This window comes from Micromonospora sp. NPDC050187 (genome assembly GCF_044459745.1).
GTDB lineage: Bacteria > Actinomycetota > Actinomycetes > Mycobacteriales > Micromonosporaceae > Micromonospora.
Genome location: NZ_JBITJH010000004.1, coordinates 23,168 through 34,898 on the forward strand (window position 1 = coordinate 23,168; position 11,731 = coordinate 34,898).

General features: G+C 73.4%; 14 protein-coding genes. 5 read left to right on the top strand and 9 right to left on the bottom strand.

Annotated features, from left to right (window positions below):
* The first annotated feature begins 172 nt into the window (after positions 1-172).
* Positions 173-481 carry a hypothetical protein gene (locus ACIBJE_RS07930; RefSeq protein WP_396744676.1) on the top strand — a complete coding sequence of 103 codons (309 nt, stop codon included), beginning with the start codon at positions 173-175 and terminating at the stop codon, positions 479-481.
* Positions 482-502: 21 nt separating this feature from the next.
* Here ACIBJE_RS07930 and ACIBJE_RS07935 read toward each other — a convergent pair whose 3' ends face one another.
* Together ACIBJE_RS07935 and ACIBJE_RS07940 are read right to left on the bottom strand one after the other, a co-directional pair.
* Positions 503-877: an STAS domain-containing protein gene (locus ACIBJE_RS07935; protein WP_396744679.1), complete on the bottom strand. Its 375-nt coding sequence runs from the start codon at positions 875-877 to the stop codon at positions 503-505.
* 48 nt (positions 878-925) lie between these two features.
* Positions 926-1,264: an STAS domain-containing protein gene (locus tag ACIBJE_RS07940; RefSeq protein ID WP_396744682.1), complete on the bottom strand. Its 339-nt coding sequence runs from the start codon at positions 1,262-1,264 to the stop codon at positions 926-928.
* Between the two features lie 239 nt (positions 1,265-1,503).
* Between ACIBJE_RS07940 and ACIBJE_RS07945 the strand changes: the two genes are divergently transcribed.
* The 4 genes from ACIBJE_RS07945 (at position 1,504) to ACIBJE_RS07960 (ending at position 5,299) form a co-directional block, all read left to right on the top strand.
* Positions 1,504-3,297: a PP2C family protein-serine/threonine phosphatase gene (locus ACIBJE_RS07945; protein ID WP_396744685.1), complete on the top strand. Its 1,794-nt coding sequence runs from the start codon at positions 1,504-1,506 to the stop codon at positions 3,295-3,297.
* Positions 3,298-3,302: 5 nt separating this feature from the next.
* Positions 3,303-4,349 (top strand): B12-binding domain-containing protein, encoded by a 1,047-nt coding sequence (locus ACIBJE_RS07950; RefSeq protein ID WP_396744688.1) that lies wholly within the window; start codon positions 3,303-3,305, stop codon positions 4,347-4,349.
* An 89-nt stretch (positions 4,350-4,438) separates the two neighbouring features.
* The gene (locus tag ACIBJE_RS07955; protein ID WP_396744691.1) at positions 4,439-4,783 is read left to right on the top strand and encodes an STAS domain-containing protein; all 345 of its coding nucleotides are present in this window, start codon (positions 4,439-4,441) and stop codon (positions 4,781-4,783) included.
* Between the two features lie 69 nt (positions 4,784-4,852).
* Positions 4,853-5,299 carry a response regulator gene (locus ACIBJE_RS07960; protein ID WP_088984764.1) on the top strand — a complete coding sequence of 149 codons (447 nt, stop codon included), beginning with the start codon at positions 4,853-4,855 and terminating at the stop codon, positions 5,297-5,299.
* Between the two features lie 51 nt (positions 5,300-5,350).
* Here ACIBJE_RS07960 and ACIBJE_RS07965 read toward each other — a convergent pair whose 3' ends face one another.
* From ACIBJE_RS07965 to ACIBJE_RS07995, 7 genes are all read right to left on the bottom strand, one after another.
* Entirely contained in the window at positions 5,351-6,175 is an 825-nt protein-coding gene (locus ACIBJE_RS07965; RefSeq protein ID WP_396744695.1) for a hypothetical protein, read from the bottom strand.
* 286 nt (positions 6,176-6,461) lie between these two features.
* The gene (locus tag ACIBJE_RS07970) at positions 6,462-6,881 is read right to left on the bottom strand and encodes an OsmC family protein (protein ID WP_088984763.1); all 420 of its coding nucleotides are present in this window, start codon (positions 6,879-6,881) and stop codon (positions 6,462-6,464) included.
* A gap of 78 nt (positions 6,882-6,959) precedes the next feature.
* Positions 6,960-7,907: a serine/threonine-protein kinase gene (locus tag ACIBJE_RS07975; protein WP_396744699.1), complete on the bottom strand. Its 948-nt coding sequence runs from the start codon at positions 7,905-7,907 to the stop codon at positions 6,960-6,962.
* Positions 7,908-8,197: 290 nt separating this feature from the next.
* Positions 8,198-9,241 (bottom strand): zinc-dependent alcohol dehydrogenase family protein, encoded by a 1,044-nt coding sequence (locus ACIBJE_RS07980; RefSeq protein WP_396744702.1) that lies wholly within the window; start codon positions 9,239-9,241, stop codon positions 8,198-8,200.
* 44 nt (positions 9,242-9,285) lie between these two features.
* Positions 9,286-9,663 (bottom strand): hypothetical protein, encoded by a 378-nt coding sequence (locus tag ACIBJE_RS07985; protein ID WP_396744704.1) that lies wholly within the window; start codon positions 9,661-9,663, stop codon positions 9,286-9,288.
* Positions 9,664-9,744: 81 nt separating this feature from the next.
* Positions 9,745-10,692 (bottom strand): SDR family oxidoreductase, encoded by a 948-nt coding sequence (locus tag ACIBJE_RS07990; protein ID WP_396744707.1) that lies wholly within the window; start codon positions 10,690-10,692, stop codon positions 9,745-9,747.
* Positions 10,693-10,760: 68 nt separating this feature from the next.
* Entirely contained in the window at positions 10,761-11,561 is an 801-nt protein-coding gene (locus ACIBJE_RS07995) for an FAD:protein FMN transferase (protein WP_396744710.1), read from the bottom strand.
* Positions 11,562-11,731: the final 170 nt, after the last annotated feature.

Below are 11,731 nucleotides of genomic sequence, written 5' to 3' on the forward strand. Positions count from 1 at the left end.
CTGGCTCCCGGCGGCTTCCCGGTGCCGCACGACCCGAAACCGGCTCGGGGGCCGGCGGCGGAGCACCGCTGCCGGGGTTCATGCCGGCGGGGTGACGGGCGCTCACCCCGCCGGGGCGCATGATCGGCACGGACCGTGAGAACTTCCGAGGCACGCGGAAGGGAAGGTCGTCATGAAACGGATTGTCGAGATCGTCCCCGCGCGACCCGGGTGGTACGCCCGCTGGCAACTCGCCCCGGACGCCACCCGCTGCTATCCGGTGACCGTCTGGGCGCTGCTCGAGGAGGCCGACGGTGCCGGCCGGGAGGTGATCGGCGTCGACTGCGTGGGGCAGTGGCCGGGGGCGGAGGACAACGAGGCGGGCGCGGAGTTCGTCCGTTACCTCTTCCAGGCGCCCGAGGCGGGACGACCGGACGACCTCGTGCCCGAGCCCGAGGGGCGGCGTCTCCCGGTCGCGTCGCAGGCCGTCGTCGCGGGGTGACCCGGATCCGACCCTGGCCGGTCAGCCGACCTCGTGTGTCCCGTCGTCGGGCGCGGAGCGCTCCGCCGCCTCGCGCTCGCCGGGACGCGGGCCGGCCAGCAGCTCGGCCAGCCCGGTGCGGGTCAGCAACTGCTGGACCTGGTCGTTCATGCCGGTGAGTCGGACCGTCCGTGCCCCGCTGCGGTAGAGCACGACGATCGCGCTCAGGCCGGAGGAGTCGCAGAGCGTCACGTCGGTCAGGTCGACGGTGAGCTCGTCGTGCCCCCCGGCCCGGACCTGGTTGGCCACCCTGGTCAGTTCCGGAGCGGTGTCGAAGTCGAGCTCGCCGGAGAGCCGCAGCAGGGCCTGCCGGGTCGTGGCCCGGCTGACCTCGATCGTCAACAGCTCGCGTGGCATCTGCACCATGTTCCCAGGAGGTGTGGGCCGGAAAACTCCCGGGGTCGGTCAGGCCGGCGCGACGGGTAGCTCACGTTCGTCCTCGCGGGCCGTCCGGGCCAGCAGGCCGCTGACACCGGTGATGTCGAGGATGGTCTCCAGGAAACGGGGGATGGCGCGGAGCCGGATGACGGTGCCGTTCTGGTGCCCCTCGCGCCAGGCGTGCACGATCACCGCGAGTCCGGTGCTGTCGATGAACAGCAGGCCACCGAAGTCCAGCACGACGGCCGCCGGTCGGGCGGCCAGCAGGTGGTCGAGCGCGGTGCGCAGCGGCGTGGCGGTGGTGAAGTCCAGGTCGCCCGTGACGGTGATCAGGGGTGCCGTGGAGTCGGCGTCGTCGATCGACATCGTCAGCGGTGTCGATTCGGGTTTCCTCCGTTGGGGCACCGACACCACGCCTCTCCGCAGGGCTGCCGGGCAGGCAGTTTCCCGGAATCGTAACAACCGCCCGGGCCGTCCACCGGGTACGCCGACCCCGACCACGGGTGGCGTTACCGGCATACCGGCGTAGGCTGGGGCGAAGAGATTGGATCACACATGCCACGACCGGCGGAGCGAGGGTGTCGAGAAGGAGTGGGGCTTAGCTGGTGACTGCTGCCGACGTCAGGGACATGGACCCGGGCGACGGACGGATCTCCACGCCGAGTGCCCCACGGGCTCCGGCATGGTCCGCCGACGTCCCGCACCGCCCTGCGCAGCCGCTACCACCCCTCGACCCGGACCACGCGGCGACCGGGCCCGACTGGACCGAGGTCGTCGAGCACTTCCGCGAGGGTTTCGTCGTCTGTGATTACGACGGGGTGGTGCGCCACCTCAGCCCCGTCGCCGAACGGCTGCTCCCCGAGGTCACCGTCGGCCAGATCCTGGACGCCGCCGGGGTGGCGGCGCTCGCCGTCGCCGACCGCCCGGTCGAGTTCACCCACCACGGCCGGCGGCTGCGGGTCCGCCGGGTGCCGCTCTCCGCCAACCGCTGCTGCCAGTACGTCGAGGACGTCACCGAGAGCGTCAGCCGGGCGGACGCCCTGCTGGCCGAACGGGCCCGTTCGGCGTTCCTCGCCACGGCGGGGGAGAAGCTCGGCAACCCGCTGCACCCCGACCGGGCGGCGGCGGCGACGGTCCGGCTCGCCGTACCCACCCTGGGCGACGTCGCGGTGCTGGTCCTCGCCCCGCGTGCCGGGCGGGTCCGCTGGTGGCGGGCAGCCCGGGTGGACGACGACATGCCCACGGTGGACAGTGGCGTCCTCGGCCCCTCCGATCTGCCGCCCGCGATCGACGAGGGACTCGCCGGGGTCGAGCCGCACGCGGTGGACTGGCTGGTCGAGCAGGCTGCCGATGCCGGCTGGCTGCCCGGACTGGCGGTACCGGACGTCTGCGCCCGGCTGGTTCCGCTGCCCGGCCGGGGCACCCCGACCGGCGTCCTGCTCGTCGCCCGCCGGGCGACCCGGTCGTACGACGAGGCCGACGTGGACCTGGTCCGCGCGTTCGCCTCCCGGGCTGGCGCGGCACTGACCTCGGCGGTGCTCTACCGCGACCAGGCCGAGGTGGCCGACACCCTCCAGGCGAGCCTGCTGCCGGTCGAGCCGATCGAGGCGACCGGGGTCCAGTGGGGCACGGCCTACCGTCCGGCCCAGGCCGGACTGCGTATCGGCGGGGACTTCTACGGCGCCCACCGGCTGCCCGACGGGGGTTGTCTGTTCTACCTCGGTGACGTCTCCGGCAAGGGCGTGGAGGCGGCCGTCTTCACCGGTCAGCTCCGCCAGTGCCTCCAGGCGCTGCACCGGGTCGAGTTCCAGCCCGCCCGGTTGCTGCGGCTGCTCAACGACGCGCTGCTGGAGACCACTCTCGCCAACGGCCAGGGCCGGTTCGCCACGATGGTGATCGGGGTGGTCCGGCCGCAGCGCGACGGCGGTCTGGCGCTCGCCATGGCCGGCGGCGGCCACCTGCCGCCGCTGGTGCTGCGCGCCTCCGGCGAGGTGGAGCCGGTCGACCTCAGCGGCATGCTGATCGGTGTGGTGCCCGACCCACGCATCGGCGAGGTGACGATCCAGCTCGCCCCCGGCGAGACCTGTCTGCTCTACAGCGACGGGATCACCGAGGCCCGGGGCGGCCGGCGGGGCGACGAGCTGTTCGGCGTGGACCGGCTGGTGCACACCGTCAGCGGCTGCCACCGGATGCCGGCGCCCGCGCTCGCCGAACGGATCGAGCAGGTCACCGGCGACTGGCTCGCCCACGGTGACCACGACGACATCGCGGTGCTGGCGATGCGGGCGGTGGGGGCCACCGGACGCGGATCCCGGCACCTGCACGCGGTGCCCGACCTGGCCGGCGCCGCTCCCGTCCCGCAGCCGGTCGGCTCGGGGCACCAGAACCCGAGGACGTGACGATCGTGACCAGCGCCACCCGTACCGACCTGACCACCGTGTACCCGGCGTACCTCGACTGCCTGGAGGGTGCCGACGAGTACGCGGCGGTGGACGTGGCGATGGACCTGCTCGCCGACGGGGTGCCCGCCGAGCGGATCCTGCTCGACCTGGTCGCTCCGGCCCAGGCGGAGGTGGGGGAGCGCTGGGCGCGTAACGAGTGGAGCGTGGCGCAGGAGCACGCCGCGACACACATCAGCGAGCGGGTCGTCGCTGCGGTCTCCTCGTCGGCCAGCCCTCGTCCCGACCGTGGTCACGTCGTGGTGGCCTGCATGGACGGGGAGTGGCACGGCCTGCCCGCCCGGCTGGTGTCCGAGGTCCTGCGACTGCGCGGCTGGCAGGTCACCTTCCTCGGCGCGAGCGTGCCCGCCGCGCACCTGGTGGCGTACCTCCAGCGGTACGACGCGCACGCGGTCGCCCTGGCCTGTGCGCTGCCGATGCGGCTGCCGTACGCCCACCGCATGATCGAGACCTGCCGCCGTTCCGACGTGCCGGTGCTGGTCGGCGGTCGCGGTTTCGGGGCGGGCGGGCGGTGGGCCCGGCGGCTGGGCACGGCGTGGGCGCCGGACGCCCCGGCCGCCGCCGAACTCGTCGCCGACGAGCGTGCGCTGCGGCGGGTGCCCGCCGCCGACCTGGCTCACCTGGCCGACGACGAGTACGCCGGCCTGCTGCGGCGGCGCGTCGAGCTGATCGACTCGGCCCTGGCCCACCTGCGGGACCGGTTTCCGCAGATGGCGGACTACACCGCCGTCCAGCTCGACTCCACCATCAGCGACCTCGGCCACATCGTCGACTTCCTCGCCGCCGCGGTCTACGTCGACGACGGTGACCTCTTCACCGAGTTCGTCGACTGGCTGGCCATGGTCCTCACCAGCCGGGGTGTTCCGGTGGGCTCGGTGGAGCTGACCCTGGCCTACTTCCGGCAGTCGTTGCGCGACTTCCCCCGGGCCGGCCGGTTCCTCGACGCGGGGCACGGCGTGGCGGCTGCCTTCCCGGCGGTCAGCCGTCACTGAGGGCTGTCGGTGGCCGCCCACATCCGGGTCCTGCTTATACTTGCTCCACCGCAAGCATCCGCGTGTGGGCAGGAGCGAGAGGGAACACGTTGACGTTCACCGTCACGCACGTCCAACGGGATGGCGGGGGAGTTCGTCTGCGGCTCGCCGGTGAACTCGACATGAGCACCGCGCCGCACCTCGCCACGGCGATCGACGGCCTTCTCGCCGACGGCGAGGTTCGTCTCCTGGTCGACCTGGTCGGGTTGACCTTCTGCGACTCCACCGGGATCGCCGCCTTCCTCCGGGGCGACAACGCCTGCGCCGCGGCCGGCGGCTGGCTGCGCCTCACCGGCGCCAACGGGCGGGTGGAGCGGGTGCTGCGGATGACCGGTCTGGCCGAGGTGCTCCGGTACGACCCGACCGCCGACCCGGCGTCGCACGCCCACCACTGATCGGTTAGATTTCCCCGCCGGCAGTGATCGCACAGCCATCGCTCCACCACCACGAAGAGGCAGGTAGTCATGGGCGCAGAGAGGTCTGGACCGGTCCGCATCCTGGTGGTGGACGACGACCCGGGCGACGTTCTGATGATCGAGGAGGCCCTGGAGGACTCCGACGTCGAGAAGGTCATCGACGTGGTCGGCGACGGGCAGGAGGCGATGGAGTTCCTCCGTCAGGAGGGCCGGCACACCGACGCCCAGCGACCGGACGTCATCCTGCTCGACCTGAACATGCCCCGGATGGACGGTCGGCAGGTGCTGGGAGAGGTCAAGAGCGACGACGACCTGCGGACGATCCCGATCGTCGTGCTGACCACGTCCAACGCGGACACCGACATCGTGGGCAGCTACACCCTCCAGGCCAACGCCTACGTGACCAAGCCGATCGACCTCGACGACTTCAACGACGTGGTCCGGCGCATCGACGAGTTCTTCGGTCGCGTCGTGGTGCTGCCCAAGCGGTCCTGACCGCCGTGTCGCCGTCCCGCCCGGCGGTCGGCGGGACCGGGCGGGGCGCCGTCAGGTCAGCGCGTCGACCACGATGGTGGCCCGGCGCTCGTGCTTGGCGTACGCGCCCGGGTAGGCCGACCGCTGCACCGCCTGGGCGGCGGCCGTGACACTCAGCTCCTGCCACCCCGACACCTCGCGCAGCGCCCGGTAGAAGACACGGGCGGCGTAGGCCGGCTGCATCAGCTCGCGGACGCTGCCCCAGCCGCTGCTCGGTCGCTGCTGGAAGAGACCCACCGAGTCGTGGTCGGTGCCGCTGCCCTGGTGCGGATAGCGGGACGACTCGGCGATCCGGTCGTTGGCGAGGTTGTGCAGGGTGCTCTCCTGCATCGCGGTGGCGACCGCCACCACCAGCGCCCGGCGGGGCATCCGTAGTTCGACCCCCACGTCCACGATCGCCTTCGCGTTGTCCATCTGGCGTTGGGTGAGCCCGGCCACCGGCTTCGGCCGGACGGGTGGCCGGGCGGTCGGCTTCGCGGCGGCGGAGGAGCTGGTGGAAGCGCTCGGCGTGGGCACCGGACCGCGCTGGTACGAGCGGGACGCCCGCTGGTCGGCCTCGGCGGCGCTGACGGCCCGGTCGGCCAGGGACTCGCGCAGCGGCTCCTCGTCGCCGGTCACGGCCTGCGTCCCGACGACGGCACCGACGCCGAGGCAGCAGGTCACTCCGGCGGCGAGTGCCACCCGGACGCCGGTGGCGGCGTGCCACGCCCGGCCCCGGGGCCGGCGGTCCTCGGCACGGTGACGGCCGACGCGTCGTTCGGGGGAGTCGGCATCCGCCGAACGGGTGTCCGGCCGGACGCGGGTCAGCTTCTGGGCAGCGGAGTCGTCGTGGCGCACCCGCCGAGGCTAGAAAGTATCTGGACCGTTGCCATCGGCATGAATAGTGGCATGAACCACATTTGGCGGGAGTCGCGCCCTTCATACCGGTTGATGTTCCATCAGATCGGGCGGGCCCGACATCGGCGGCAAACTACTACAGTGATTCCGCTTCATGGACGATCCGGACATGGTTGGACCCGGCTCGCACCCCGGTCCGAGCCTCCCTCCTTCGGAGTGGCGGAAGCACCATCCGGTTGGTCGGCTGCTGGCCCGTACGGTGGAGGGGGCTCGGATGGTCGCCCGTTCAGTGCCGGCCGTTCTCCGCCGCCGTGACGGTCAGCCGGTGCCGGTCGTCGCTGGAGAACGGCCACAGCCGGTCCGCCTGCGCCACCAGGCCGGCGAGCTGGTCGCGACTCAGCCCGGTGGAGGCGATCGAGGCGTGCACGTCCGCCTCGTACCGGCCGTCGTCGGCACGGCCCAACCTGACCTCGGCGCGGACCTGCACGGTGTGCGCCTCGTCGGTGATGTCCTTGGCCGCCTCGACCGCCGCGTGGTGCAGACACGAGGCGAAGGCCGCCGCGAGCAGCTGTTCCGGGGTCAGCCCGGAACAGTGCGGCGCGAGCGGGGAGGCCAGCGCCGTGGAGAGCCCGCCGTCGTCGGTGCGGACGTGACCACCCTCGGCGGTCGCCATGGCCTCGTGGAACCATGAACTCGGATCCGACATCGCGTTCCTCCCGTCATCCCGGCACGGCTACCCGGCACCCGCCCGGCGAAACCGCCACGGGGCGGGTGCCCGGACGACTCAGCTCGCCGGACCGCAGGGGTCCGCCGCCACCGCCACCTCGGTCGGCTCGGCCGCGGCGCGGTCGCACCACGGCGACACCGTGCCCGCCGAGCGGGGCCGGGGCGGCACCGCCGCCAGCGGGACGTACACCCGCGCGTCCACCGCCTCGGCCAGCACCAGCGCGGCGACCAGGCTGGTGGGGCGGGCCAGCGGGTCCTCGTCCAGACACCGCCGGCAGAGGTCGGCCACCTCGGCGGGTAGACCGTCGATCGCCGGCAGCGGCTCCGGAGCCTGCCGACGACGCGTCGCCAACAACTGGGTCGCCGTCGCCGCCGGGTACGGCAGGCGGCCGGTGAGGCAGTAGTACAGCAGCACGCCGAGGGCGTACATGTCGGCGGCGGTCGTGGCCGGTTGCCGGGCCAACTGCTCCGGGGCCAGGTACGCGGGGGTGCCCACCACCATCCCCTCCGGCATCTGGTCGCGCGTCCCGGCGGGGGTGGCGATACCGAAGTCCAGCACCTTCACCCCGGCCGGGGTGAGCACCACGTTCGCCGGCTTCACGTCCCGGTGCACGATGCCGTGGGCGTGCGCGGCGGCCAGCGCGGCGCTCACCTCGGCGCAGACCCGGACGGCGATCCGCCAGTCCAACGGACCGGAGCGGACGTGGGCGGCGAGGGTCTCCCCCTCGGCCAGCTCCATCACGATGTACGGCACCGGCTGCCCGGTCACCGTCGTCGAGGTGCCGAAGTCGTGCACGCTGGCCACGTTCGGGTGGACCAGCCGGGCCGCCGAGCGCGCCTCCGCCCGGATCCGCTCCACCGAGGTCGGCCCGTCGTCCTGGCCGGGGGAGATCAGTTTCACCGCCACCGTCCGGTCCAGCACCACGTCGTGCGCCCGCCAGACCTCCGACATGCCACCGACGCCGATCCGCTGTTCGAGCCGGTACCGCCCGTCCAGCGTTCTCATCGCGTCGCTCCTCGCCTCGTCCGGTGCCCGCCGGCCATGACCTGCCCGCCGGCCATGCCGCTCCCGAGCCGGTACCCGAGGCCGGAGCAGGACAAACCGACGACCGGCGATCTTGATTCTCGGCGCGGATCAGCCCCTGTCGGGCGACGTGTCCCGCCGCCCGGCGTCATAGACGTGCACAGGTGCGGTCTCCGTCGGCGATGCCTCGTGCAGGGTGTCCCGGCCGCGTTGCGCGGGGACGAAGGCCCCGCCCTCGTGTCGTCGCGCGGCAGCGGGGGGCCGTGCACGGGTCAGGGCTTGATGAGGACCTTGAGGCTCTTGCGGTCGTCCATGTCCTGGTAGCCGGCGGGAACACCGTCGAGGTCGGTGGTGGCGTCGAACACCTTCCCGGGCTCGATCGTGCCGTCGAGGATGTCGGGCATCAGTTCCTCGATGTATGCGCGCACGGGTGCGGGGCCGCCGGCGAGGACGATGTTGTGGCGGAAGAGGCTGCCGAAGCCGATGGGCGCGTTCTCGTACTGGGGGACGCCGACGCGGCTGATCACGCCGCCGGGGCGGACGACGCCGACGGCCTGCTCGTAGGCGGACAGGTGGCCGACGGCTTCGAGCACGGCGTGGGTGCCGTGGCCGCCGGTCAGGTCCCGGACCTTGGCGATGCCCTGGTCGCCGCGTTCGGTGACCACGTCGGTGGCGCCGAACTCGATGCCGAGGTCGGTGCGGGCCTGGTGGCGGCCCATGAGGATGATCTGCTCGGCGCCGAGGCGCTTGGCCGACAGCACGGCAAGGAGCCCGACCGCGCCGTCGCCGACGACGGTGACGCTGCTGCCCTTGCGCACGCCGCCCTTGACGGCGGCGTGGTAGCCGGTGCCGAAGACGTCGGCGAGGGTGAGCAGGGACGGGATGAGCGCGGAGTCCGCGGCGACGGGCAGCTTGACGAGGGTGCCGTCGGCGAGGGGGATCCGGATCGCTTCGGCCTGCCCGCCCTCGTCCGGGATGCCGTCCAAGAAGTTGGCCTGGGGGTGGGAGCAGGAGGTCTGCAGATTCTCGCGGCAGAACTGGCAGGTGTTGTCGGAGATGGCGAACGGGGCGACGACCAGGTCGCCGCGCTTGAGGGTGGTCACCTCCGAGCCGGTGTCCTCGACGATCCCAATCAGTTCGTGACCCATCCGGGCCGGGCCGTCCGCCGGGGACATCGAGTGGTACGGGTGCAGGTCGCTGCCGCAGACGCAGGACGCGGTGATCCGCACCAGCGCGTCGGTGGGGAGCTTGATCGTGGTGTCCGGGACGTTCTCGACGCGGACGTCGCCGGCGCCGTACATGAGGGTTGCGCGCATGAACGTTCTTCTCCTTGGATTTCTTGGATTTGTTGTGGGGCCTGTCAGACGGCGGCGCCGGCCCCGGCCAGCGCGTTGGTCGTCGTGGCGTCGCCTGACTGCGGCGTATGCGCGGCGCGGCGGCGCGCGATGAGGGCCAACGCCATCGCGGGGATCACGGCCAGGACGACGATGGCCATGCCGACGGCGGCGGGGCCGGTGGCTCCGAGCGTGGAGGCCAGCGCCAGGCCCGCGATCCAGGAGCCGACGGCGGTACCGACGTTGAACGCCGACACGGTCAGCGAGGACCCGAGCGTGGGCGCCTGCCCGGCGAAACGCACGGCCAGGGCGGTCAGCACCGGGTTCGCGCCCAGCCCGGAGAACCCGACCAGCACGACCGCACCTACGGTCAGCCACGGCATACCCGACGCCAGGCAGATCATGACAAGGAGGATCAGCCCCTCGCACTGCCCACACCATCGCGCGCCGTCCACTAACTCAGCGTGTACGACACGGAACTCCGACTACCGGACCGTGTCGTCCGCTGCCGGGTCGGGACGGGGGTCGGCGGAGCCCGCGACGTCCGGCAGCGCCGTGGTCACGCCGAATCCGCGCCCCAGGGCCCGCACCTGCGACTCCAGCTCGGGTACGGCCCGCCGCGCGTGCCGGGCCATCACCAGGTCGGCCAGCGGGCTGGCCAGCAGCGCGCGGCCAGCCTGCACCAGGCCCACGGAGCGCGGCACGTACACCCGTCGCTGCCGCCGCTCGATCGCCCGGACGAAAGCCTCCGCGCACTCCCGCACCGACGTGGTCCGCCGCATCGGCCAGGGCAGCTTCGCCAGCAGCTCGGCGACGGCGGGCAGGTCGGACCGGGCGTCGCGGACCAGGTCGGTGTCGATCCAGGACGGATGCGCGGTGCCGACGGCGACCCCGTGGTGGGCCAGTTCCAGCCGGATCGAGGTGCCGAACTGCTCCGCTCCCGCCTTCGACGCGCAGTACGCGGCCATCCCCGGTGGCGCGGCGAACGCCGCCGCCGAGGAGACGATCAGCAGGTAACCCCGGCGGGCGACCAGCGAGTCGACCGTCGCCGCCGCCGTCCGCATCACCCCGATCAGATTCACCTCGACGGTCCGCACCATCGCGTCGAGATCCCCGACCGCCAGGGTGCCCCGGTTCGCCACCCCGGCGTTGGCGACCACCGCGTCGATACCGCCCAGCGCGGTCCGGGTGCCGTCGACGGCGGCCCGCAAGCTCGCCTGGTCCGTGACGTCGGCGGCGAACCACACGTGCCCGGGGCCCAGGTCGGCCGCGAGCGCGGCCAGGCGCTCCGGTTCCAGGCCGACCAGGGAGAGCCGGGCGCCCCGGGCGGCGGCGACCCGGGCCGTGTGCTCCCCGATGCCGCGGGCCGCCCCGGTCACCAGGACGACCCGTCCCGCCAGTGGGCCCGCCGTACCGCCTCGCCGCTGCCGCATCACCGGAAGGTAGCAGGGGACCCCTGTTACCGCTTTCTGCCGAGCAGGGGTCCCCTGCTACCACCCGCCTACCACCCGGGGCGAGAGGCACGTCCGCCCGAGGCGAGGGGCACGTCCGCCCGGTCCGGGTCGATCCACCAGGAACAGTCGTGGCCGGCGAGCCAACCGGGGCCGTCCGCGCCACGGACCAGGGCGGTGACGGCGAGGGTGGCCGCCCGTACCGTGTCCGGGGCGATCACGGTCACCGCCGTCCCGGGCAGATCCGGGGCCTGGTTGGAATGCGGATCGAGCACGCCGTCACCGTCGGGGCGACTCGCCGACGCGGTGGCCAGCCCGCCGCCGCGCAGCCGGATCGTCCGGCCGCCCACCGGCACCGGCCAGCCGCCGGGCGGCACCGGACCGGCCGTCGCCACCCGGGACCCGATCGCGACCAGCACCCCGCCCGCCGATCGTTCGGCGATCCGGGTGGCGCAGCGCTGCGCCAGGTACGCCGTCGCCGTCCCGCCGAGGACCAGCAGCAACGTCGGCGGCACGGCCAGCCGGTCGCCGTGCAGCGACACGGCCCGCCAGCCGTCGGCGGGCGGCGGAACCCCGGTGCCGAAGCCGCAGACGGGGAACGGGCCGCCCCGGGCGGCCAGCCGGATCCGGGCCGCGCCGATCGTGGGGTCGCAGACGCCGTCGCTGGCCCGCGCCGCGTCCAGGGCGACCGCCACCAGGTCGCGCAGCAGCGGACCGACCGGCACCGGACGGCCCGCCGCCCGGTGCACCCGGGCCAGTTCCCCCCGCCCCGGGGCGGTGATCCGGTCCAGGGCGGCCAGCGCCCCGGTCACCACCCGCCGCGCCGCCGTCGTCCGCCGCGCCCCGGCCACCGCCAGCCTGACCGGTCGTCCCCGGTACGACCAGCGTGTTTCGCATATTCGATCGATGGTTTCCACGGGCCGAGCCTGGCGGGCGATACTGGGACCGGATCAGGTCCAGGCTGTGTGCCGGCTGTGTGCCGGGGGCCTGCGACGTTCCCGGGAAGGATCTCGTGGTGGCA

Coding starts and splice junctions, on each gene's coding strand:
- ACIBJE_RS07930 (WP_396744676.1), top strand. CDS start 173: ATGAAACGGATTGTCGAGATCGTCCCCGCGCGACCCGGGTGGTACGCC.
- ACIBJE_RS07935 (WP_396744679.1), bottom strand. CDS start 877: ATGCCACGCGAGCTGTTGACGATCGAGGTCAGCCGGGCCACGACCCGG.
- ACIBJE_RS07940 (WP_396744682.1), bottom strand. CDS start 1,264: ATGTCGATCGACGACGCCGACTCCACGGCACCCCTGATCACCGTCACG.
- ACIBJE_RS07960 (WP_088984764.1), top strand. CDS start 4,853: ATGGGCGCAGAGAGGTCTGGACCGGTCCGCATCCTGGTGGTGGACGAC.
- ACIBJE_RS07970 (WP_088984763.1), bottom strand. CDS start 6,881: ATGTCGGATCCGAGTTCATGGTTCCACGAGGCCATGGCGACCGCCGAG.
- ACIBJE_RS07975 (WP_396744699.1), bottom strand. CDS start 7,907: ATGAGAACGCTGGACGGGCGGTACCGGCTCGAACAGCGGATCGGCGTC.
- ACIBJE_RS07980 (WP_396744702.1), bottom strand. CDS start 9,241: ATGCGCGCAACCCTCATGTACGGCGCCGGCGACGTCCGCGTCGAGAAC.
- ACIBJE_RS07985 (WP_396744704.1), bottom strand. CDS start 9,663: ATGATCTGCCTGGCGTCGGGTATGCCGTGGCTGACCGTAGGTGCGGTC.
- ACIBJE_RS07990 (WP_396744707.1), bottom strand. CDS start 10,692: ATGCGGCAGCGGCGAGGCGGTACGGCGGGCCCACTGGCGGGACGGGTC.